Below are 22,643 nucleotides of genomic sequence, written 5' to 3'. Positions count from 1 at the left end.
CGGTGCGGTGCAACCTACTCGGTGTGTTGCGGGGTCTGGGGGCGGAGGCGCTCGGGCAGGTGGCCGGCGTCCACGAGCCAGGCCACCGTGTCGCGGATGGTGTCATCGAACGGCCGAGGCTCCAGGCCGAACTCGTCCCGCGCCGGCGAGTCGTCGAAGCGGGTGTCACAGGCGATGGTCGCGATGCCCTCGGCATCCGCCGGGTAGTGCCACCGTTTGCTCGTGACGCGGTCGAGCGGCTCCATGGGCCTGGTCAACAGGATCGCCAGCCGCTCGGGGAGGTCGACGTGCGGCCGGCGTCGCCCGACGGCGGCCGCCACCGCGCCGAAGGTGTCCCGACCGTTGACGTGGCTGCCGGGCACGACGTATCGGCGCGGACCGCGGCCCGGCTCGATGCAGGCCACCACCAGCTGGGCGACGTCACGCACGTCGACCATGTGGTTGCCGCCCTTCGGCCAGATCGGGAAGAGCCCTCGCGCGACCCACTTCAGCCTGTTGTTCTGTTCCGAGAGGTACGGGTCGAGGGGGCCGTGCACCCCGCCGGGATAGATGCTGACGACCGGCACTCCTGCGTCCTGGTGCTGGCGCGCGACGAGCTCGGAGTCGAGCTTGCTCCGGGCGTAGGTGTCCGTCAGGTCGCCGATCGGCAGGTCAGGCCCGCTGCCGTCTCGGCGGACGAGGGCCGCCGTGCTCGAGACGTGGACGACGGGGTCGGCGCCTGCCGCCACCGCGGCACCCAGGACGACCCGGGTCGCGACGACATTGGTGTCGCCAATGACGCGGGCATCGCGCGGGCGGAGCGAGAAGATCGCGGCGGCGTGGACCACGGCGTCGCAGCCCCCGATCCCGTGAGCGACGAGGTCGGCATCCCGGACATCGCCGACGACGAGGTCGGTGGGGGAGATTCCGTGCGGCGCAAAGGTGATGGGGACCTGATCGGGCCGGCGGACGAGGAGCCGTACGTCGTGACCGGCCGCAACGAGCGCGGCGACGATGTGCGACCCGACGAACCCGGTCCCTCCAGTGACGAAGACCTTCATTCGTCGAGTGTCCCGCTCGCTCAGGCCACTTGACGCGGGTTCCCGAACTGTCGCGATTGCCCCGAGCGATTTGGCAGAGTGGGGGCCATGGCCAAGCGGGCACTGCGGATCAGGGTCGAGATCGTGGGCTCGCCCGAGGGTGCTGTCGAGTCGCGTCCCGGGCGGATCATGATCGTGCCACCCCATGTGACGTTCGACGACTTCGGTCTGGCCGTCGACCGGGCTCTCGGCCGTTGGGACTTCGAGGAGTTCCGGCTCTTCCGGACCGGTGGCGAGGGCGGGTCCGACCCCAGTCGCCTCGGCTGGAAGGACCGGGTCGCGGCCAAGCTCAAACCGGGCGAGGTCTTCCGCTACCAGTTCGGTGAGAACGGCTGGGACCACGAGTGCACGGTCGAGGCCTACGACGACCCTGTCGAGGCCTTCGGACGAGAGACGCAGACCGCCCACGCGATCACCGGCTGGGGCACTGTGCCGGACCAGGCCGGCAACACCGCTCCACCATCAGCCGCCGACGAGAGCGGTCATGTGCCCCTCTGGCCCGACCTCGCGCGCCTGCGCCGCCTCGACGATGGCGAGGTCCGCCGCGCCGCCTTTGCCGGGGACCTACCTGCCCTCGTCCGCGCCGTCACGGGCTCGGACCTCGAGTACGCACTCCAGTTCGTTGGCGACGCGCTGCTGCAGGCGCGCCGCGCGTCGGGCGGCGCAGAAGGGGCCGCGGCGAGCGAGTCCGACGCCGAGGTCGCCCGGCTCCTCGCAGGCATCGCTGGTCGACTCCACGAGCGGGGCTGGACCGGCGACGAGTACCTCGCCCAGGACATCGAGGCGGAGCTCTCCGGCGTCGACACGGAGCTGCGCCCACTGGCCGTCGACGTCCCCGAACTCGTCCAGATCATGTCCTCCGGCGGCGACTTCCGCTCCGAGGGCCGGCTCAACCTCGACACCGGTGAGATCAACGAGTTCCAGCCCTTCGGCGACCCCTTCGGCGCCTACGACGACGAGGAGGACGAGGAGGACGAGGACGCCGAGAAGGCGGTCGAGTCGGTCGAGTCGGTCGAGTCGGTCGGGTCTTGGACCAACGTCGCGTGGATCGAGTCCGGCAGTCGCGACGGCTGGTACGACATGTCCGCCTTCGCCGAGCTGCAGCACGACCCCAACATCGCCGACCGGCTGGCGCGCGCCATCGAGGGTCGGGGCGCGTTCCGCCGCTTCAGGGACGCGGTCGACCGGCTCGACCTGACGGAGAGGTGGTACCAGTTCTCCGGCGACCGCCAGCTCGGCCGCGCCCGGCAGTTCCTCGCGGAGCACGGCGTCCGCCCCATCTGACGGTGTCGGTTCGGCAGGGCGGGAGGTGCGGGACGGCGCGGGCGTCGGGGAGCGAGCTCAGCGGCATACGACATCGGTGGGTGAAGGGCACCCACCCGCCGCCGGTAACCTTGGCGGGTGCCTGACACCACCACGCTCACCGTCCAAGACGCCCTGCTGACGCTGCAGAAGTTCTGGACCGACCGAGGCTGCATGATCGTGCAGCCCTTCAACACCGAGGTCGGCGCCGGGACGATGAACCCCGCCACGATCCTCCGGGTCCTCGGTCCCGAGCCGTGGCGCGTGGCGTACGTCGAGCCGAGCGTGCGGCCGGACGACTCGCGCTATGGCGAGAACCCCAACCGCCTCCAGACGCACACCCAGTTCCAGGTCATCCTCAAGCCGGACCCCGGCAACCCGCAGGAGCTCTACCTCGAGTCGCTCGAGGCCCTCGGGATCGACATCCGCGCCCACGACATCCGCTTCGTCGAGGACAACTGGGCCCAGCCGGCCATCGGTGCGTGGGGCCTGGGCTGGGAGGTCTGGCTCGACGGCATGGAGATCACGCAGTTCACCTACTTCCAGCAGGTCGGCGGGCAGAACCTCGACCCCGTCTCCGTCGAGCTGACGTACGGGATGGAGCGCATCATGATGGCGCTCCAGGGCGTCACGCACTTCAAGGACATGGAGTACGCGAAGGGGATCAGCTACGGCGAGGCGTTCGGCCAGAGCGAGTACGAGATGTCGCGCTACTACCTCGACGACGCCGACATCCAGACCAACCGCGACCTCTTCGACCGCTACACGTCGGAGGCGCAGCGGCTCATCGACGCACGGCTGCCGATCCCGGCGCACACCTACGTCTTGAAGTCGTCGCACGCCTTCAACGTCCTCGACTCGCGCGGCGCCATCTCCACGACCGAGCGTGCCAAGGCGTTCGGCATGATGCGCCGGCTCGCGCGGGAGGTTTCCCGCCTCTGGGTCGAGCGGCGCGAGGAGCTCGGCTTCCCGCTGCTGTCGAGCGAGCTGCCGCCGATGGGGGGTCGCGCTGTGATGCCGCCCTTCCGTGGGGTGGAGTCGCCTGAGGGGTCGTATGCCGCTGAGCTCGCTTCGCTTGCCCCCGACGTCACGCGTCGGCTGGCTCTCGAGATCGGCGTCGAGGAGCTGCCCCCGCACGTCGTCCCTGAGGCGATCGAGCAGGTGCGCGCGGGTCTGACCCAGAAGCTCGGGGCGACCCGCCTGCCGCACGGACCGGTCGTCGTCCACGGCACGCCGCGGCGGATCGTGGCGCTCGTCGACGAGGTCGGCGCGCACGAGCCGGACGCCGAGACGCTGCGCAAGGGGCCCAAGGTCGCGGCTGCGTTCGGGCCGGACGGGGCACCGACGAAGGCGGCCGAGGGGTTCGCGCGCGGCCAGAAGGTCGTCGTGTCCGAGCTCGTGCGAGCGGAGTTCGACGGGGCCGAGCACGTGGCGGTCCGGGTGCACGAGACCGGGCGCGGAGTTCTCGAGGTGGTGGGCTCGATCATCGCCGACGTGGTCGCCGGGCTGCGCGCGGACAAGAACATGCGGTGGTGCGACCCCGAGCTCGCCTACAGCCGGCCGATCCGATGGATCGTCGCGCTCTGGGGCGACACGGTCGTGCCGGTGACGGTGTCGGGGCTGCGGTCCGGGCGCACGACATATGGCGAGCGGACCGAGGCCGGGCCGCTCATCGAGGTCGAGAACGCGGATGTCCTGCTGCCCAAGCTCGCCGAGCGGGACTTCCTCGTCGATCCGGCTGAGCGGCGGGACAGCGTTGTGGCGCAGGCGCACTCGCTCGCTGCCTCGGTCGGCGGGGTCGTCGACATCGAGGGCGAGGCGGCACTCGTCGACGAGATCACCAACCTCGTCGAGGCGCCGCACGGCATCCTCGGGTCCTTCGAGGAGCGCTACCTCGAGCTGCCGGAGCAGATCCTCACGACGGTGATGCGCAAGCACCAGCGCTACCTGCCGGTGCGGCCCGCCGACGGCGCCCTCATGCCCTACTTCGTCACCATGGCCAACGGCGACTGCGACGACGACCTCGTGCGCGTCGGCAACGAGAACGTCCTACGGGCCCGCTACGAGGACGCGGCGTTCTTCTACGCGGCGGACCTCAAGGTGCCGCTCGCGGACCTGCGGGCCGGCATCGCCAAGCTGACCTTCGAGGAGCGGGTCGGCTCGATGGCCGACCGCGCCGACCGGATCCGGGACGTCGCCGCGGCGCTGGCCGAGCACGTCTCGCTCGACGTTTCCGAGGGCGAGACCCTGTCCCGGGCGAGCGAGCTGGCGAAGTTCGACCTGGCCTCGCAGATGGTCGTCGAGCTGTCCAGCCTCGCGGGCTACATGGCACGCGAGTACGCGCTCAAGGCCGGCGAGACGCCCGAGGTCGCCGCGGCGCTCTACGAGATGGAGCAGCCGCGGACCGCCGGCGGGGCCCTCCCCGAGTCCCGGCCGGGTGCGCTGCTCGCCCTGGCCGACCGGTTCGACCTGCTCATGGCGATGTTCGCGCTCGGCGCGAAGCCGACCGGGTCGTCGGATCCCTTTGCCCTGCGTCGCGCGGCGCTCGGTGTCATCGGCATCCTGCGCTCGCAGCCGACCCTGTCGGCGATCTCCGTCGGGCAGGGCCTGCACGCCGCGGCCGACCAGCTGCGTCAGCAGGGCCTCGAGGTGAGCGCCGAGTCGATCGCCGACGCGCTCGAGTTCGTGACCGGTCGGTTCGGCCAGCAGCTGCGGGAGGAGGGCGTGCCGTCCACCCTTGCCGGGGCGGTGCAGCCGCTCGCCGGGTCACCGGGCAAGGCCGAGGCGGTCCTGCGGGACATCGCCGCGGTCCGCGGTCGGGACGGTTTCGCGAAGCTCGTGGAGGCCACCCAACGCATCACCCGCATCGTCCCGGAAGGCAGCCCAGCGGCATACGACACCTCATTGCTGCGGGAGGACGCCGAGCGGGCGCTGCACGAGAAGGTCGCGGCTCTGCCCGACCTCGCCGGCGGCACGCTGCCCGAGTGGGCGGACGCGGCGACCGGGACGGTGGCGGCGCTGGAGCGGTTCTTCGACGAGGTACTCGTCATGGCCGAGGAGCCGGAGCTGCGGACGGCTCGCCTCGGGCTGCTCCAGAGCGTCGTGGAGCGGGCGCCTCGCGGGCTCGACTGGCGCGCCCTCCACTCTGCCCTCTCCGACTGACCCACCGCCGCCACCACCCCGCATCACGCCCAGTGGCAAGGGAGACTGGTCCCACACACCGAGTTGCGGAGGCGCCATGATCATCGACTGTGCCCTGTACCGTGACGGTCGCCGTCAGCAGGAGGGGACGCTCACCCTTGAGCAAGCGGCGGCGCTCCACCGCGACGGCAGCGACGGCTTCGCCTGGTTGGGCACCTTCGAGCCCGTCCCCGAAGAGCTGGAGGACATCCGCGAGAGCTTCCGTCTGCACGAGCTGGCCGTCGAGGACGTCAAGAGCTTCCACCTGCGCCCCAAGGTCGAGCAGTACGGCCCGGACGTCGAGCTCGTGATCCTCCGCACGGCCCGCTACGACGACGACCGGGAAGAGGTCGACTTCGGTGAGATCAGCGCCTTCATCGCACCGACCTTCGTCATCACCGTCCGGCAGGGGGTGGCGAGCGAGCTGCACTCGGCGCGCACCAACCTCGAGGCACACCCGAAGCTGTTGGCGGAGGGCAGCCCGGCGGTCCTCTGGGCGATCCTCGACCAGGTCATCAAGAGCTACGGTCCCGTCGTCGCCGAGCTGGAGCGCGACATCGAAGAGGTGGAGAGCACCGTCTTCGCCGGCGAAGCGGCACCGACGGAGCGGATCTACTTCCTGCGCCGCGAGGTCACCAACTTCCACCGCGCCGTCCACCCGCTGCTGACCGTGCTGACGACGATCGAGCGCGCCAACCGTGAGGGCCCCCTGGCGCCGTACTTCCACGACGTGCACGACTACCTCCGGCTGATCAGCGACGAGGTGGCAGCCCAACGCGACCTGCTCGCCACCATCCTCGAGGCGAACATGGCGGTGATCTCCGTCGAGCAGACGCGCCTCGGGGTGCGCCAGGGCCAGACCATCGAGCGCCTGACGGTACTCGCCACGATCTTCCTGCCGCTGACGTTCGTGACCGGCTTCTTCGGCCAGAACTTCTCGTGGCTCGTCCAGCAGCTGGATGGCCTGGGCCGGTTCCTCGTCCTCGGGGTCGGCGGGCTCCTCGTGCCGCTCGCGATCCTGTGGCGGCTCCTGCGCAGGGACCGCGCGGGAATGACCTGACCGAGACCCAGCCCTCCCAATCGAGTGAACACCATTCGGGTCACCACCCCGATCGAGTGAGCACCATTCGGGTCACCACCCCGATCGAGTGAACAAGATTTGGCCTTGCGCTCACGGCTGCCCGAGTGCGCGAACCCAAATCTTGTTCACTCGATTGGGAGGGGTCAGGGGTCGAGGCGGTGCGGTCCCGGGCCGAGCGCGGCGAGCTCGTCCTGCGGGTTGTTCAGGGCGCACGTCGTCAGGCTGAGACAGCCGCAGCCGATGCAGCCGTCGAGCCGGTCGCGGAGCAGCTCGATGCGCCGGATCTGATCGTCGAGCCGCATGCGCCACGCCGCGGACAGCCGCTCCCAGTCCCGCGCCGTCGGAGTCCGGGAGTCCGGCAGCGTCGCCAGGGCCTCCTTGATCTCCTCGAGGGACAGACCGACGCGCTGGGCGGCGCGGATGAAGGACACCCGCCGGATCATCGGGCGCTCGTACCTCCGCTGGTTGCCGGAGGTGCGGACCGACGAGACCAGGCCGAGCGCCTCCCAGTACCGCAGCGCCGAGGTGGCGACCCCGGTGCGATCCGCCACCTGGCCGATGGTCAGCTGCGTCACCATTCAGCGGATCCTCGCCTCGGGCAGTCGCCTGATGATCTCGTCGACGGTCTCGTCGGGCGTCTGCTGCGAGCTGTCGAGCCACAGTCCGATCTTGGGTGTCTCGGTCCGCATCTTCTGGTCGAAGTCTCGAATGGACCACAGCTCCCCATAGCCGGTCTTGGTGCGCTCGGCCTCGCGGCGCATGACGGTCGACACGTCGGGCGCGAGCATGACCAGGCTGACCGGATCGCGCAGCTGCGCCAGGAAGGGCTCGAGAGTGCTGCCCACGAAGAGGTCCTGGACGACGACGCTGAAGCCGGCCTCGGCGTAGATGTTGGCCGTGTGGGCAGCGAGCCGGTGCCGCAGCGCGAGCTGTCGCTCGGCCTCGGGGTCGCCGTGCGGTGACATGTCGACGCGACCGCTGACGACGACGCGCCGGAACTCGTCGCCCCGCAGGTGTACCGCCCTGCTGAAGCGCTCGGCGAGGAGCTGGGAGACAGTCGACTTGCCGGCCGCCATGACGCCGGTCACGACGATGGTCTGCGGTGTGTCGACGAGGTCCGGGAGGGAAGACCGTTCCGTCACAGGGCACACCATATGGGTCCCCGCGACGACTTGGCACGATCGTTCACAAGAAGTTCAAGGAACCTGCAAGGTTCGGCATTCCCGGGGCCGGAGGTCAGGCGTAGGCCTCGACCTCGTCAGGGGTTGCCCTGCGCACGACCACGCGGCTCCACGCACCGACGTAGAGCCGGTCGTCATCGTCCAGCTCGGTCTTGGGGCCGACGGCGATCGGGTCATCCGGCAGCGGGCCGGCCGCCGCGCCGACGAAGGTGCCGTTGGAGCTGCCGAGGTCCTCGACGAACCATCGGGTGCCATCCGTGGTGAGCTGGGCATGTCGTCGGCTCACCCCCGGATCCGACGACAGGTCGATCTCCGGGTGCGTGTTGCGGCTCTGGCTGACCCGGCCCAGGAGGACGCTGCGCGAGCGGATCGGAATGATGACGGGCAGTCCCGGCGATGGGCACGGGTCCTCGACCTCCTGGGTCCGGTACCAGTCCGGGTCGATCCACACCTCGGCCAGCCATTCGAACGTCTTCGCCTCCTTGCCCGGAGCGTTCGGCACGCTCGACGCGGCGGCACCGGGCGCGTTCTTCACCATCGACCGCTCCTCGGCGTCACCGGCGTCCCCGGCGTCACCGACGTCAGCGGCGTCAGCGGCATCACCGACGTCACCGACGCCGACTTCCGCAGGTGCGCTGGGTGCCGCCCCGCCAGCCACGCGGGGCATCGCCCCCGTGGTGAAGTCGTAGCCGCACGCTTCGCAGAAGAGCGCGCCGGGCGGGTTCTGCGCCTCGCAGTTGGGGCACACGACCGACTCCGGGCCGTCGGCCGCCGCCGAGTCCCCCGCGGACCCAGCCGGAGCGGCACCGGGCGCGGGCGCGGCAGCCTGCTCAGCGGCATACGACCCCGTGGTGGCCGCGACGCCGGCGGAGGCCGCGGCACCTGGCTGGGCCGACGCGGCGATCGGCGACCCGCAGACGTCGCAGTAGTCGTCGGCCTCGGACTGGTGGCCGTTCGGGCAGGTAACCGTCATCGGCGCACCCGGCTCGTCTTCGTCGACGCCGTGTCCAAGGACATCTCGTCGATCTTGGACGCGCTCTTCTTCAGGCGGACCGTTCCGGTGTCCGCATCATCGATCTCGACGACCTTCTTCAGGCGAGTCGTCATCTCGTCGTTGCCGGTCGCGTCGGCGAGCTGCACCGCGCGGCCGAGCTTCGCCGTCGCGACCTCGTCGTGGCCGGCGGCCTTGGCGGCCAGGCCCTCGCGGATGACCTGGGCGAGCTCGGCCTGGCCGGTGTAGGCGGCGACGGCGGGGTCGATCCGGGTCGTCAGGGCGTCGTCATTGCTCCACTTCGCCTTGACGAGACCCTGCGCCACCGGTTCCGCGCCGAGCGAGAGCGACACCCGCGCGGCCAGCTGCTCCTGCCCCAGGGTGCGCGCCGGCAGGCGAACGGCCACGTGGTAGTCACGGCTCTCGTCGGACCAGGCGCCCGTCGGGTACGCCCCGGTCAGCGGGTTGACCGAGGTGCGGCGCGCTGTCAGGTCCTCGAGCGTCGGTGACACCTGGCGCACGAAGAGCAGCTCGGCCCCCTGCGGAGCCCACACCCGCAGCTCGGCGCTGGCGACGCCCCGGGCCATCGACGCGCGCATCATCGACTGGAACTCGGCCGCCATCTCCTCGGGCTCCGGGATCAGGTCGACCGAGCCGAGCAGGGCCGACGAGATCGCGCGGACCTCATCGACGCGCCACTGGTCCCCGACCCCGCGGGCATCGCACTGGAACGCCCCGATGCAGGACTGGATCGCGGCCTGCAGCGAGGCGGGCGTCTCACCCTCGTTGACGCCGTCGGTGAGCAGGATCGCGTGCTTCTTCGTCACGTGCGGGACGGTCTCGAAGATCTGCCGGGCGAGCGTGAGCCAGGTGCCCATCGCCGTGCCGCCCTGGGCCCGCAGGCCCTCGACGGCGCGGTGTGCCTCAGACCGGGTCTGCGACGACATCACGGCCAGGGCGCCCTGGTGGGCGTACGGGTAGACGATCTGCGCGGTGCCGTTGCCGGAGACGACGGCGAACAGCGTCCCGTCGACGATCTCGTTGAGGGCGGCCTTGGCGGCGTGACCGGCCTCCATGACACCGCGCCGGCCCATCGAGCCGGACGTGTCGATGAGGATGACCTCAGCGGCCGAGCTCGGGTCGACGACGCCCACCGACCCGGCGGTCGAGGCGCCAGTCGACGTGATGCGCACGATCGCGTGCACGTCGGTCCCGCCGTCGGGCAGGAACTCGTTCTGGAACACCTCGGCGGTGAAGTCAGCCATCGATCGGGTCACCTTCCTCTGGCGCGGCCACCACCGCGCCCGTCGTCTCCTGTGATCCTTGCCCAGCGAGCCGAGCAAGGGCAACCGTGATGTTGTCGCGTCCGCCCTGCTCGTTGGCGAAGTCGACGAGCGCCTGGGCCACGCCCGCCGGGTCGGAGTCGGCGACGTCATGGCCGACCTGCTCGACCATGTTGTGGACGAGCACCCGCATGTCCTCGGCGTCCGAGCAGTAGTTCCACAACCCGTCCGAGCACACGAGGAGCCAGCCGCGTGCCGCCTCCGTTGCGGACAACGTCGTCAGGTGGGGCGCGAGGTCGTCGGGTGCGTCCGTGCCGAGCCATCGGGTGATCGAGTGGGCGTGGGGGCCGTTCTCGGCGACCTCGCGTGTCACGCCGGCGCGCATCTGCTCATGGGCGTACGAGTCGTCCTCGCCGAGCTGGCGAGCGGGCTCCGAGCCGTCGGGCAGCCAGTAGACCCGGCTGTCGCCGACGTTCCCGGCGACGACGACGCCGTCCTCGATGACCGCGGCGGCGATCGTGCACGAGGGCGGGTTCTGCACCTCCCCGTCGACGGCGCGGGCCACGGCGTCGTTGGCGGTGGCCACGGCGGTCGTGAGCGCCTTCGCCGCCGCGGGTCCCCACGACTCCGGTGTCCCCACCCCCTTCGGCAGGGGCTGGTCGAGGACCGAACGCGCGGCCCGGGCCGCGGCGAGCGAGGCGATGTGCGAGTCGGTCGCCATGGAGACGCCGTCGCAGACGACGAGCACGGCTCGGCTGCCTCGGGCCTCGGTCGCGCTCAGCGCCATGGCATCCTCGTTGCGCGCGTGCCGCTTGCCGATGTCGCACACGCCGCCGACCCAGGTCGCGGGCGCCTCGACGTAGTGGTTGCGCGGGTCTGGGGGCGGCGTGCCGCAGTGGTCGCAGTAGCCGTCGACGATCCGTCCTTGTCCACACGCCTGGCAGAGCTGTTCGGTGGGCTCGGTCGGCTCGGTCGGCTGGGTTGGCTCGGTCGGCATCGAGCCGCTGGCCACGGCTCCCGTCCAGCCCACGTCGAGGGGCGACTCCTGGCCCGGGGGCGCCGTCTGCGGGGTGGCGGGCGACAGCACCGGGTCGTATGCCGCTGGGCTCGCGCCCGGTGCAGCCGTCCTGGGTGCCAGGTCGGCCCCACAGGCCTCACAGAAGCTGGCGTCAGCGGCATGTGGGGTGCCGCACACGGGGCAGGCGGCCGTGGGTCCGGGGACCGTGGGGTGTGCCGGCGAGGTCGGCAGGGGGGAATCGGTCACCAGAGGCTCCAGGGTCGGACGGCGTTGGCCTCGTCGACGAGCACGAGGCGCTCGCCGGTTTCGGGGGTGCGGCTGGCGAGCTCCCGCAGGGCCTGTTCGAGGCCGACCCGCAGGCCCGGCTCGGTGGCCCGGTGGGTCCCGAGGTGGACGTCCGGGTTCGCGCCGTCCTTGCGGACGTTCTCCAGCGCCTCCCGGTAGATGTGCGTCGTCACCTCGGCTCGGCGGCGTGCCGTGAGGGACGTGTCGCCGAGGGTGCGCAGGGCCTCGGCCAGGTCCGGCAGCCCACGGTTGGCGCGCGCGAGCAGCTCGGCCAGCCCGGCCCGAGCCGTCCGGTAGGCGCTCGAGTGGGTCGGGACGAGCTTGTAGGCGGCCACGGCGCCGTCGACGTCGCCGCGGGCGGCGCGGATGCGGGCCAGGCCGAACGCGGCCATCGGCACGTAGGTCGAGTCGGTCCGGGCGCACGCGATGTAGAGGTTCTCGGCGACCGCGTCGTCACCCGCCTTCTCGCTCGCATGGGCCAGGGCCAGCTTCGGTGCGAGCTCGCCCGGAACCTGCCCGTAGACGGCGTTGAACGCGGCCTGGGCGGATTTCGCGTCGCCCCGCTCCAGGGCGGCAAGGCCCTGGATCCAGACGGCGCGCCACTCCCAGGGGTCGTTCGAGAGCAGCTCGGTCGCGGACTTCTCGGCGAGGTCACGCTGTCCCACGTTGAGGGCGGTGCGGGCCAGGTCGAGCAGCACCTCTGCGGTCCTGGCCGGGGCCTTGCGCAGGATCGCGAGGCGCTGCTCCGGGCTGCCGGTGACGGTGTGGAGCCAGTTCGTCTGGGGGTCGTGCGGATCCCGCCGCAGGGTCGGCAGGTTGCGCCAGTCGTCGGGCTCGTTGCCCGGTGTCGGGGCGTCGAAGAGGAGTGACCCCACCGTGGTCGTCGCCGCACCCGAGCCGCGGTCGATCGCGACGACCTCGCGGAGCACGCCGATCATCTGCGAGCGCAGCTCGTCGGCGGACACGAAGCGGTCGTCGCGGTTCGGGGCGCACGCCTTCGACACGAGCCGGTAGAACGAGTCGTACTTCTGGAAGATCGGGCTCGAGTCCTGCGGCGGCAGGGAGTTGAGGTAGGTCGACTGGTAGCCGCGGAACTCCATGGTGAGCACGACGAGGGTGCGGCCGATGGTGTAGATGTCGGACGCGACGGAGGTGCCGAGCTCGGCGACCTCGGGCGCCTGGTAGCCGACGGTCCCGAAGATCGCGGAGTCCTCGTCGTCGATCCGGCGGACACCGCCGAGGTCGATGAGCTTGACCTCGTCGCCGACCTGGATGATGTTGTCCGGCTTGAAGTCGCAGTACGCGAGGCCGAGGTCGTGGAGGTACTGGAAGGCCGGGAGGATCTCGAGGATGTAGGCGAGGGCCTGGTCCACTGGCAGCGGGTCGTAGAACCCGGCCTTCTGCATCCGCTGCTTGAGGATCGACTTGAGTGACGTGCCGCCGACGTACTCCATGACGATGTAGCCGGCATCGTCATGCGTCACGAAGTTGTAGATCTCCACGATGCTCGGGTGCGAGACCTGCGCCAGGAACCGTTGCTCCGCGATCGCCGCGGCGAGGGCGTCGGGATCGGCCGAGTTGAGCAGGCCCTTGAGCACGACCCAGCGGTCGGACACGTTCTTGTCCTTGGCGAGGTAGATCCAACCGAGACCGCCGTGGGCGAGGCACCCGGCCACCTCGTACTGGCCGGCCACGAGGTCGCCCGTCCGCAGCTTCGGGTCGAACGAGAAGGGATGACGGCAGTTGGCGCAGAAACCGGTCGTGCGGCCGGGCTGCCCGTCGCGACCGCGGCCCACGGGCTCGCCGCACTTGGGGCAGAACCGCTTGCCCTCGGGCACGACCGGGTCCGTGAGGAGGGCCTTCTCCGCGTCGATCGTCGGGGCCGGCCGGACGGTCGTGATGCCGCCACCGAGCCGAGCGCTGCGGAGGCGCTGCGAGGTGCCCGTCCGGCGGGTGACGACGGAACCCGTCTGGCGGGCCCGCTTCGAGCCCAGCGCTGCCGAGGCGAGCATGCTGGAGGCCGCCGAGCGGGTGGACAGCTCGGGACCGACGCCGGCCGGCCGGACGGCCATGGAGTCGACGACCTGGACGAGCTCCTCCTGGTGGGCCGGAGTGCCGCACACGTTGCAGTAGCCGTCGTCGATCGTCCCCGTGCAGCCGGGCTGGGCGCAGCGAGTGCCGTCCGGCACCGTGGCGAGGGCGGCGTCCGGGTCAGCGGCGCGAGCGGGTGGCGTCCCGGTTGACCCGGCAGTCGACCCGGCAGTCGACCCGGCAGCCGATCCGCCGGCGGCAGCCGGCGCCATGCCGCAGAGGTCGCAGTAGCCGTCCACGATGGTTCCGGTGCATCCGGGCTGGGCGCACTTCAGGGCGGTGGTCGCGGGTGAGGGGCTGGTCACGGGTGGGCCCTTCCTGCTCGGGACGGCTGGCGTGTCACGGCTTCGACGTAGGACTGGTAGGCGGCGGCGAGGGCCCTCGCGCGTGTGGTCGGCATGGGCGTCTGGGCCAGCACCGCGTCGAGCCGGGAGCGCAGGCCGTCGACGTCAGATCGCACGTCCTCGTCGAGCCGCTGCGCGGACAGCCGCGCCTCGAGCATGGCCGCGACGGCTCCCGCGAGACCGACGACCTCGTCGCGCTCGGCCAGGGCAGCGGCATACGTCTCATGGGCGAGATCGAGCGCGCGCGCGACCCGGTCGAGCCGCTGACGGTAGGCCGTGACGTCCTTGGCGCCCTGCGGCACGGGGCCGAGCGCGCGGACGTTGGGAATGGCGAGGTGTGGGGCCGGCGTGACCGCTTCGAGGCACTGGCGCTCGAGGGCGCGGATCGCCGCCGCCCGGGCGTCGAGCTCCTCCACCTGCTGCTTGGTGTTGGCCCGGTCCTGGGCGGCGTTGGCGCGCTCGGCTGCGGCCACGATGAGATCGCGCTCGAGCGTCGCGAGGTCGATCTCCAGCGGGCCGATGATGCCGCCGACGTCGGCGCCACGGCGCGCGCGCTCGACGAGGTCGCCGACGCGCCGGTCGAGGCGGGCGAGCTGCTCGGCGGCCGCGTCGCGCTCGGCTCCCATGGGGACGAGCGGCAGCTGGTCGCGGACCCGCTCGGCGGCGGCTCGGAGCACGGTGATGCGTTGCGATGCCTCGGCGGCCCCGGGCGCGAGCGACGCCCTCGCCTGCAAGGTCCGGGTCAGGGAGTCGAGCAGACGGCAGGCCTCGGGGAGGCTCACCGCCAGCGAGCCGCTCGCCGGCAACGAGAGGTGCTCGGACGTGTTGGAGTCGAGCCGACCGTGGATGAGCGTCGAGAGCCGCTCCGCCTCCGTGGGGCCGACGCGCCCGCCGTCGAAGGTCGTCTCGAGCAGGGTGAGCCGGTCGTTGATCGCCTTCCAGAAGGTCAGCGCGACCGTGAGGTCGGTGGTGATGGCGGTCTGCTCCGAGGGCGAGAGCCGCAGGATCGCCGAGTCGACCTCCCCGAGGTCGGCGCGCCGCTGCGCGACCCACTGGCGCAGCGCCGTGAGGTAGCTCTGGGCCTCGGCGGCGTGGATCGGCACGCCGAGGCTGCCGGGCGCACTGGGCGCGGTGAATCCGGCCGGGGAGGACTGGCCCGCAGCGCCCGGTGGTGCGGGGTTCGGCGCACCACCGGCAGCACGGGCACTGGGTGGCGGAGCTGGGGGCGGCGGGACGATTCCACCCAGCGGCCCGCCGGCCCTGCCGGCGCCGCCGGGCGTCGGTGGAGGCGGAACTGCGCCGGACAAGGTCATCAGGTGCCTCTCCCGTGCACGCCGGCGGGCGGCGCCGGGGCCGGTCCCAGTGGTTCGGCGAGCCACCGGTTGTAGATCGCCTTCCATCCGCCATCGGCCTTGAGGTCGGCGAGGATCCGGTTGACGTATCGCGTGAGGTAGACGTCCTCCTTGTTGAAGGCGAGGCCATAGGGCTCGTCGGTGATGGCGGGGGCGGACGTCACGACGGTGTACGGGTCCTGGGCAGCAAGTCCGGCGAGAACGATGTCGTCGCCGGTGATGGCGTCGGCCTTGCCCTGCTGGAAGAGGACGAGGCACCCCGTGTGGTCCGCAGCCGGGACGGGCTCGACACCGGTGACGGTGTTCAGCTTCTCGAGGGTCGACGTGGCGCGCGGCGCGCACACCCTCTTGCCCTGGAGGTCCTCGATCCTCGTGTTGGGCACCTTGCCGCTCGGGTCCGTGGCGACGAGCAGCTTCTGGCCTGAGTGGTAGTACTCGGTCGAGAAGCCGACCTTTGTCCAGCGGTCGCAGTTCATCGTCATGTTGCGCGCGACCATGTCGACCTCGCGCTTCTCGAGCAGGGGGATGCGGTCGGCGGCCGTGATGACCCGCAGCTGCAGCTTCGACTCGCTCCCGAACAGGCTCTTGGCGACCGCCTTGGCCAGGTCGATGTCGAAGCCCTCGATCCGGTTCGTGAGCGGGTCCCTCGCCCCGAAGAGGAAGGTGTCCGCCGAGACGCCCACGACGAGGTGGCCCCGGTCGAGGATGCGGCGCACCGACTCGTCGGTGATGTCACCGGACGACGGGATGGACGGCAGGGGATCGTAGGACTGGGTCGGGTTGTCGCATTCCACCGGAGTCGCGGGCGACGCCGGAGTCGTCGACGACGAAACCGGCGGCGGAGGCAGCGGGGTCTCCGCATAGGTCACGCTGGTGCAGGCGGAGAGGACGAGGGCGCCGGCCGCGGCGATGACTGCGGCGATCGGGCCGTTCGCTCGACGGGACAGGGTCTTCATCGGTACTCCTTGATCCGCTGTCCGATGCCCCGGACGATGAGCCACGAGGCGATGAGCGACACGATGGCGATGAGCCAGGCCCACACGGTGCTGCCGCCGCCGAGGGCCCCGAGCTGGTCGATGGCGGCCGTGCTGGCGCGATCGCGCTGCTCCGTCACCTGCTGGTCGAAGGCGTTGAAGGCTGCGGTCGAGCCGCCGGCCTCCGGCGTGGTCGCGAGCTCGACGGCCTGCTCCCACTGGCCGCCGTCGTCGCGAGCGCGGATCTCCTCGTGCGCTGTGGCGTACGCGTCCCAGCCACTCGCGAGGCCGGAGGTGTCGTCGATCTGATCCAGGGTCTCCCGCACCGTGCTGTCGTTGGCCTCCCACGCCTCCTGGTAGCGCGCCCCGCTGCCGCGCTGGATCAGCGTGAGGCTCTCGTTGGCCCGCGCGTCGTTGGCCGCGGTGCGGACCTGGGCGAGGTCGACCGCATCCCGGTATTCCCCGGAGGCCACCTGCGCCGTCGTCGTGCCGATGTTGCCGATCGTCGTCGCGGCAACGAAGAGGCCAACCACGAGCAGGGCCACGCCCCCCGTCAGGGAGGGGTTGAGGTAGCGGTGCGTGCGCCGTGCCAGCCAGACGGCGATGAGGGCGAGGATGATGAGCGCGGCGACGCCGGCCAAGAGCTGGATGCTGGAGTTGGACCGGTCGAACTCCTTCTGGGCCCGCCCTTCGTTCGTCTTGACGAGCTGCGCGACGACGGGGATGGCCGAGGCCCTGAGCGAGGAGCTCGCCTCCGTGAGGTACCGGGCCCCGACGGGCAGACCGAGCCGGTTGTTGGACCGTGCCTGCTCGACGAGCGCCGCATAGTCCTGGACCTTCTCGGCGAGGGTGCCGAGCGCCTTCGCGTCGGCGGGCTGGGCAGCAGCGCCGGCGGCGATGTTGCGGGCCACGGCGGCCATGGCGGCGTCGTACTGCGCTCGGGCGTCCGCGGTCTCGAGGCCACCCACGAGGAAGGCGTTCGTCGCGAGGGCGTCGGCGCGCAGGAGGTCGACCTGGATCGACTGCATCCGCACGACCTGCTCGGTGGTGTTGGCAGCGCGCTCAGCAGCCGCCTCGGATGCGAGGATCGCGTTCGCCGCGGCGGCGCCGAGGAGCAGGGCGGCGATGACCCCGAGGATCCCGAGCAGGCGCATCCGGCCCGGAGTGCCCTGGAAGAGCCCGGTGAGCGCCGACTGGAGCGTCTGCCCGGAGCCGCGGATCGTGGCGGGTGCGGGCGCCGGGCCGCCGGCCGACCGCTCGCCCGAGGGCCCCGGAGAGGTGCGAGCCGCGGTGGAAGGCGGGGGCAGCGGAGTGCGCGAGCCAGTCGGCGGCGCGACCGGGAGGTTGGTCCTTGGTCCGCTGGTCATCGCTGCTCCTCGTCGCTTGGCAGGCCGGTCGGCAGGCCGGTCGGCAGATCGGTTGGCAGATCCTGCTCCGAGACTGCCTGAACGGTTTCTGACGGACCATCCGGATCGCCCCCGAGCGGTGCCTGACCATCGTCCGGCTGCTCCATGACATCGTCCTCGGTGAGTAGACGCAGGTCCTCGAGACTTGGATCCACGGCGTCCTGGAGCCGCCAGGCGTGCCGCCCCACCGAGTGCTCGAACAGGTTGCGCACGAACCGCCCGTTGCCGAAGGCCGGAGTGCGGGGGGTGGCCTCGAGCGTCATGCGCACCCGGCGCCGGGCGTCCTCGCTGAGCTCGTAGTCGCTGTTGTCCGCAATCGAGTCCAGGATCGAGAGCAGCTCGTCGTCGGTGTAGTCGTCGAACTCGATCGTCGTCGTGAACCGGCTCGCGAGCCCCGGGTTCTGCGCGATGAAGTGCACCATCGGCTCCGGGTACCCGGCGACGATGACGACGAGGTCCTCCCGGTGGTCCTCCATCTCCTTGACGAGCGTGTTGACGGCCTCCTGCGCGAACTGGTCCCCGGTGAGGCCGTAGGCCTCGTCGATGAACAGCACGCCGCCGACCGCCTTGGCGCAGACCTCGGCGGTCTTCATCGCGGTCTGTCCGACGTACCCGGCGACGAGCTCGGAGCGGTCGACCTCGACGAGCTGGCCCTGGGGGAGCAGCCCGAGCGCCTTGTAGATCGCGCCGACGAGCCGCGCGACCGTCGTCTTCCCCGTGCCGGGGTTGCCCACGAAGATCAGGTGCCGGCTCATCCGCGTCGCCTTGAGCCCTGCCTCGACGCGCATCTTCTCGACCTTGAGGAGCGCGACCTGTCGGTGGATCTCCTTCTTGACCCGGCCCAGCCCGATCATCGCGTCGAGCTCCGCGAGCAGCTCCTCGACCGACTTCTCCGGCTCGGCCGGCTCCGCCGCCTCAGCTTCCGCAGCAGGTGCCTCTGCTGAGTTCTCCTGTGGCACAGCGGGTTCCCCATCAGGCCGTATGCCGCTGGGCTCACTTCCGCTCGGCACGCCCGTTCCTGCGTGGCCGGGCGCGCGGACGTAGCCCCACTCGCGCAGGACGGCGTCGGTGCCGACGCCCGGGGGCAGCGGTGGGAGCCCGGTCGAGAGGTCGATGCCGGTCAGGGGTCCGGTGGGTTGGGTGGGTCGGCCAGTCAGTGTGCCGGTCGCCGGGCCGGTCGGTGCGGGTGCCCGGTTCGCGGCGGCGAGGTAGGTGGCGCTCGCGGCGGTCGCGTTGGCGATGACCCAGATCGGCGCCGTGCCCAGCATGACGGCGTCGGAGGCGATCTCGGTGAGCGCCTCGGCGTAGTCGCCGGCCAGGTCGTGGTCCGACGCGGCGAGGGAGACGAGGAGGTCGGTCGGGGAGTGCCGCCAACGGCGACCCCTGGAGGCCGCGTCGAAGAAGGCCTCGTTGATCGTCGCGAGATCGGTCACTGCTGGCAGGGCGACGGCGGCCCACTCGTGGGCGGCACCTGGTACTGACTCGGCCAGGGCGGCGGCGACCCGCAGCCCCTCGTCGCGTGCCGCGCCGGGGTCGATCCCGGCCAGCCGGGCCACGTCGGCGAGCGCATCGATGCTCTCGGCGAGCGCGGACTCAGCAGTCGTCATCTCTCACAGCCCCCTGGGCTCGGTCGGTGGTGGCTCGCTCGGTCGGCACGTCGATCGAAAGAACAGCTTTCGGCCCGATTCGTGTTCTCTCGATCGAGGAAGCTGATCGAGTGAACAGGTTTGGGCCCGATTGTTGTTCTTTCGATTGGTCGGGGTGGGTGCATGGGTCACTCCGGCGGAGACAAGGGGCCGGTGGTGGAGCTGGGGGCGCGGCCCGGGGTCGGGTCGGGCGCGCCGAGGCCGAGAGAGCCGCCGGTCGAGGCGTGGCCGAACTTCTCCTCGAGGAAGGCGCCGTGGACGATGATCGCCTCCGCGTCGGAGCGGTTGATGGCGTCGGCGACCTTGTCCATCGTCGCGCCCAACAGGTCGAGCTGGTCCACGAGCAGCATGACCGAGCTCTTGCCCGCAGCGATCGGGCGAGTGTCGGCCCAGTCGCGGGGAAGCCTGAGGTAGTTGCCGATCGCCACGGGCAGGTAGTCGGTCGCGGTGGCCATGACGCTGTAGCCCTGGGTGCTGCCGACGCCCAGCCGCTCGAGCCGCGGGATCGAGTCGCGCACGACCCGGGTCACCCGCATGAGGCGTGAGAGCACGACCCCGGGCACCCTGCCCTCGCGCGCCTGCGCCTCGACGGCGTCGAGCGCGCCGAGCAGCTGCTCGGTCGTCGGCGGCCCGGGCGGCGCCGATGTGGGCGGCTCCGGTGCCTCGGGCCTGTCCAACCCGAACCACGATCGGATCCCCACGTCTCATGTTCCCTTCGTGCTCGGCCTCATCTCCCTCACCATCCGCCACGCCGCCGGTGTCAGAGGCCGCCGCCGGACCCGAGGTCGAGGGCGCCGGGAGCGGCGCTGGCCGCACGTCGCGCGTCCTGGGCCGCCACCCGCTCGAGGTAGCTGCGGGACTTCGTCACCTCGTTCTCGAGGGCGCCGATCGTCGCGGCCATGTTGTCGAGGGCCCGCACCTTGAACTGGTCGATGGTGTCCATCGTCTCGTAGATGTTGGCGAAGGCCTTCTGGAGCGACTCGATGCTGATCGTCGAGCTGGCCGACTGCTCCTGGATGCGGGCCGAGTTGGTCTTGAGCAGCTCCGACGTGCGCTCGATGAGGCCGGAGGTCGTCGTGTTGAGCGCGGTGATCTGGTCGAGGACGAGCTGCTGGTTGTTGAGGGCCTGGGCGACGATGACTGCGGTGCGCAGGGCGGACACCGTGGTCGTCGTGGCCCGGTCGACGCCCTTGATGAGCTCGATGTTGTTCTTGATGATGATGTCGATCGCGAGGTAGTTCTGGATCGACACCGCGAGCTGCGTCAGCAGGTCCTGGTGCTTCTGCCGCACGTAGAACAGGACGTCCTCACGCAGCGCCTTGGCCTTCTCGGGGTCGGTGGTGTCGAGGGTCGCGACCTGGGCGGCCAGCTTCGCGTCGAGGCGCTCGGCGACGTAGACGTACTGGTTGAGCCGGCCCATCGACTCCCAGAGCGCCTTCTTCTCGAGGTTGAGCGCGACGTTGTCCTTCTGCAGCTCGTCCTGTCCGGACTGGAGGGAGTGCAGGATGCCGTTGAGGTGCGACTGGGCTGACTGGTACTTGCGGAAGTAGTCGGTGATCCGGTCGCCGAACGGGATCATGCCGAGGAACTTCTTGGCACCAGCGGCCTGCGACGGGTCGAGGTCCTCGACGGTGCGGCGCAGGTCGAGCAGCGTCTTGCCGACCTTGGACCCCTGGGAGAGCGAGCCCTCGTTGAGCGCCTTGACCGGCATCTGGAGCATGCGGTTGGACGACTCGGCCGCGAAGCGGATCTCGTCGGTGCCCATGCTCCGCACGTCCGCCGCCTTGGCCTCCCACTCCGGCGACTTGGTCGCGGCCTTGAGGAGCGAGCCGAGGTACTGGTCGACCTTCGAGTCCAACCCGGGAAGCGCGGCCTCGGGCACGGCCGGGGCCATCTTCGGCGCGGAGGTCTCCGACACGGCACCGACCGGGGGCGGGGGAGTGAGAGTCAGGTGCGACTCGGTCACCGGGGGCTCCAGTGGGGCGGGCGCAGCCTGGGCCGCGGCCGGCGCCTGCTGGGCAGCGGGCTGGTCACTCATCTCGAACGGGTCCTTCCCCTTTGTCTCGGCCACGTCCTGACGCGGCCGACGTCGGTGAGCCCGCCCAGCGGCATACGGCTGGATGGGCGTTAGCCAACTCTACGTGGCGCCCGTCTGGGACGTACGAGGGATTTCCCGGGTTCCGCCCCGAGCGGGACCCCGACCGCCCCCGATAGGACGGCGGACCGGGGCGGCCGCAGCGCTGGAGTCAGGGGAGGTTCCGCGCTGCGGCCGCGTGCGTGGGGCACCCACAGTCATGACAACGCTGGGACGGGGTCCCTAGTTCCCGGCTCAGTTGAACTGCCAGGACCGCTTCGACAGGCCGAACCAGAAGCCGTCGATGACGCTCTGGTTGTCGAGGCCACCGGACGCGTAGGCCGCACCGAGCGTCACGAACAGCGGCGCGAAGTGCTCGGTCCGCGGATGCGCCTCACGCGCAGCCGGGGCCTTGGCGAGGAAGTCGAGGATGCTGTCGATGTCCTGCGCCGTCATCGCCTCCTGCGCCCAGTGGTCGAACTCGGCGCTCGCCATCGGCGGTGCGGCATCGGCGCCGGCGCGCGGGTTGAACCAGCGCAGGTTGTGCGTCGTGAAGCCGGAGCCCACGATGAGGGTGCCCTGGTCGCGGAGCGGCGCGAGCCTGCGGCCGATCTCGAAGAGGCCGCGCGGGTCGAGCGTCGGCATCGACATCTGCAGGACCGGGACGTCCGCGTCGGGGAACATCTCCTTGAGCGGGACGTAGGCCCCGTGGTCGAGCCCGCGCGACTCGTCGCGGTGGACCGGGGTCGAGCTGGTCTGGCCCGGAGCGGTGAGCAGCCTCGTCACGTCGTCGGCGAGGTCGGGCGCGGCGGGCGCGTCGTAGGTGACCTCGTAGTACTTCTGCGGGAAGCCCCAGAAGTCGTGGACGAGCGGCGCTCCCGTCGTCGAGCCGAGCGTCGTCGGGGCGTCCTCCCAGTGGGCCGAGACCATGAGCACGTTCTTCGGCTTCTCGATGGTCGCGGACCAGTCGGCCAGCTCGCGCGTCCAGCGGGCGTCGTCAGCGAGCGGCGGCGCGCCGTGGCTCAGATAGATCAGGGGGGCAGGCATGTGGGCTCCTCAGATGATTGACGAGTAAACTATCATCTGCAACGCAGTCGTGCACGCCCTTGTTCCGCACGCGTCGTCCCAGCAGTCGTCGACTCTGCGGTTTCTCGCCGGGCCGTTCGGCCCTTGCCGGTCGCGTGGTGGGTGCGGAACGTGGAGGCATGACCGAGATCAGGATCAGCGAACGGCAGCCGCAGACCACTGCTGCTGTGCGCGAGCGGGTGCCAGTGAACGAGCTGCCGGAGTTCTTCGGACGGGCGCTGCACCAAGCGATGGCAGCGGTGCACGAGCAGGGCCGACAGCCGCAAGGGC

General features: G+C 71.1%; 17 protein-coding genes. 3 read left to right on the top strand and 14 right to left on the bottom strand.

What is annotated here, in order from left to right:
• Positions 1-14 precede the first annotated feature (14 nt).
• On the bottom strand, positions 15-1,040 hold the full coding sequence (locus VJN29_RS02745; RefSeq protein ID WP_324142038.1) for an NAD-dependent epimerase/dehydratase family protein: 1,026 nt from the start codon (positions 1,038-1,040) through the stop codon (positions 15-17).
• An 87-nt stretch (positions 1,041-1,127) separates the two neighbouring features.
• Here VJN29_RS02745 and VJN29_RS02740 point away from each other — a divergent pair, with 87 nt between their 5' ends.
• The 3 genes from VJN29_RS02740 (at position 1,128) to VJN29_RS02730 (ending at position 6,621) form a co-directional block, all read left to right on the top strand.
• The gene (locus VJN29_RS02740; RefSeq protein ID WP_324142037.1) at positions 1,128-2,363 is read left to right on the top strand and encodes a hypothetical protein; all 1,236 of its coding nucleotides are present in this window, start codon (positions 1,128-1,130) and stop codon (positions 2,361-2,363) included.
• Between the two features lie 117 nt (positions 2,364-2,480).
• Positions 2,481-5,543 carry a glycine--tRNA ligase gene (locus tag VJN29_RS02735; protein ID WP_324142035.1) on the top strand — a complete coding sequence of 1,021 codons (3,063 nt, stop codon included), beginning with the start codon at positions 2,481-2,483 and terminating at the stop codon, positions 5,541-5,543.
• 76 nt (positions 5,544-5,619) lie between these two features.
• Positions 5,620-6,621 carry a CorA family divalent cation transporter gene (locus tag VJN29_RS02730; protein WP_324142033.1) on the top strand — a complete coding sequence of 334 codons (1,002 nt, stop codon included), beginning with the start codon at positions 5,620-5,622 and terminating at the stop codon, positions 6,619-6,621.
• A 164-nt stretch (positions 6,622-6,785) separates the two neighbouring features.
• On the opposite strand, the gene soxR is transcribed toward VJN29_RS02730, so the two are convergent.
• From soxR to VJN29_RS02665, 13 genes are all read right to left on the bottom strand, one after another.
• Positions 6,786-7,220, bottom strand: coding sequence for a redox-sensitive transcriptional activator SoxR (gene soxR / locus VJN29_RS02725; protein ID WP_324142031.1), 435 nt, complete (start codon positions 7,218-7,220; stop codon positions 6,786-6,788).
• Positions 7,221-7,784, bottom strand: coding sequence for an AAA family ATPase (locus tag VJN29_RS02720; RefSeq protein ID WP_324142029.1), 564 nt, complete (start codon positions 7,782-7,784; stop codon positions 7,221-7,223). It abuts the gene before it with no gap.
• Between the two features lie 94 nt (positions 7,785-7,878).
• Entirely contained in the window at positions 7,879-8,796 is a 918-nt protein-coding gene (locus VJN29_RS02715; protein ID WP_324142027.1) for an FHA domain-containing protein, read from the bottom strand.
• Positions 8,793-10,079, bottom strand: coding sequence for a VWA domain-containing protein (locus VJN29_RS02710; protein ID WP_324142025.1), 1,287 nt, complete (start codon positions 10,077-10,079; stop codon positions 8,793-8,795). The genes VJN29_RS02715 and VJN29_RS02710 overlap by 4 nt, the downstream gene beginning before the upstream one ends.
• Positions 10,072-11,361 carry a PP2C family protein-serine/threonine phosphatase gene (locus VJN29_RS02705; RefSeq protein ID WP_324142024.1) on the bottom strand — a complete coding sequence of 430 codons (1,290 nt, stop codon included), beginning with the start codon at positions 11,359-11,361 and terminating at the stop codon, positions 10,072-10,074. The genes VJN29_RS02710 and VJN29_RS02705 overlap by 8 nt, the downstream gene beginning before the upstream one ends.
• A complete protein-coding gene (locus VJN29_RS02700; protein ID WP_414654317.1) occupies positions 11,358-13,796 on the bottom strand; it encodes a serine/threonine-protein kinase in 2,439 nt (812 codons plus the stop codon). The genes VJN29_RS02705 and VJN29_RS02700 overlap by 4 nt, the downstream gene beginning before the upstream one ends.
• Positions 13,793-14,938 carry a hypothetical protein gene (locus VJN29_RS02695; RefSeq protein ID WP_324142023.1) on the bottom strand — a complete coding sequence of 382 codons (1,146 nt, stop codon included), beginning with the start codon at positions 14,936-14,938 and terminating at the stop codon, positions 13,793-13,795. The genes VJN29_RS02700 and VJN29_RS02695 overlap by 4 nt, the downstream gene beginning before the upstream one ends.
• 209 nt (positions 14,939-15,147) lie before the next feature.
• The gene (locus tag VJN29_RS02690) at positions 15,148-16,143 is read right to left on the bottom strand and encodes a glutamate ABC transporter substrate-binding protein (RefSeq protein WP_324142022.1); all 996 of its coding nucleotides are present in this window, start codon (positions 16,141-16,143) and stop codon (positions 15,148-15,150) included.
• Positions 16,140-17,528 carry a hypothetical protein gene (locus VJN29_RS02685; RefSeq protein WP_324142020.1) on the bottom strand — a complete coding sequence of 463 codons (1,389 nt, stop codon included), beginning with the start codon at positions 17,526-17,528 and terminating at the stop codon, positions 16,140-16,142. Before VJN29_RS02685 ends, VJN29_RS02690 begins: the two co-directional genes overlap by 4 nt.
• Positions 17,525-19,174, bottom strand: a complete 1,650-nt coding sequence (locus VJN29_RS02680; RefSeq protein ID WP_324142018.1) for an AAA family ATPase — start codon at positions 19,172-19,174, stop codon at positions 17,525-17,527. Before VJN29_RS02680 ends, VJN29_RS02685 begins: the two co-directional genes overlap by 4 nt.
• 167 nt (positions 19,175-19,341) lie before the next feature.
• Positions 19,342-19,914, bottom strand: coding sequence for a hypothetical protein (locus tag VJN29_RS02675; protein ID WP_324142016.1), 573 nt, complete (start codon positions 19,912-19,914; stop codon positions 19,342-19,344).
• A gap of 59 nt (positions 19,915-19,973) precedes the next feature.
• The gene (locus tag VJN29_RS02670; RefSeq protein ID WP_324142014.1) at positions 19,974-21,251 is read right to left on the bottom strand and encodes a toxic anion resistance protein; all 1,278 of its coding nucleotides are present in this window, start codon (positions 21,249-21,251) and stop codon (positions 19,974-19,976) included.
• A gap of 291 nt (positions 21,252-21,542) precedes the next feature.
• Positions 21,543-22,334: a class III extradiol ring-cleavage dioxygenase gene (locus VJN29_RS02665; RefSeq protein ID WP_324142012.1), complete on the bottom strand. Its 792-nt coding sequence runs from the start codon at positions 22,332-22,334 to the stop codon at positions 21,543-21,545.
• Positions 22,335-22,643: the final 309 nt, after the last annotated feature.

Source organism: Intrasporangium sp., from assembly GCF_035280925.1.
Lineage (GTDB): Bacteria > Actinomycetota > Actinomycetes > Actinomycetales > Dermatophilaceae > Intrasporangium.
The sequence above is the reverse complement of the archived record's forward strand: the minus strand, read 5'-3'. Positions and strand labels throughout refer to the sequence as shown.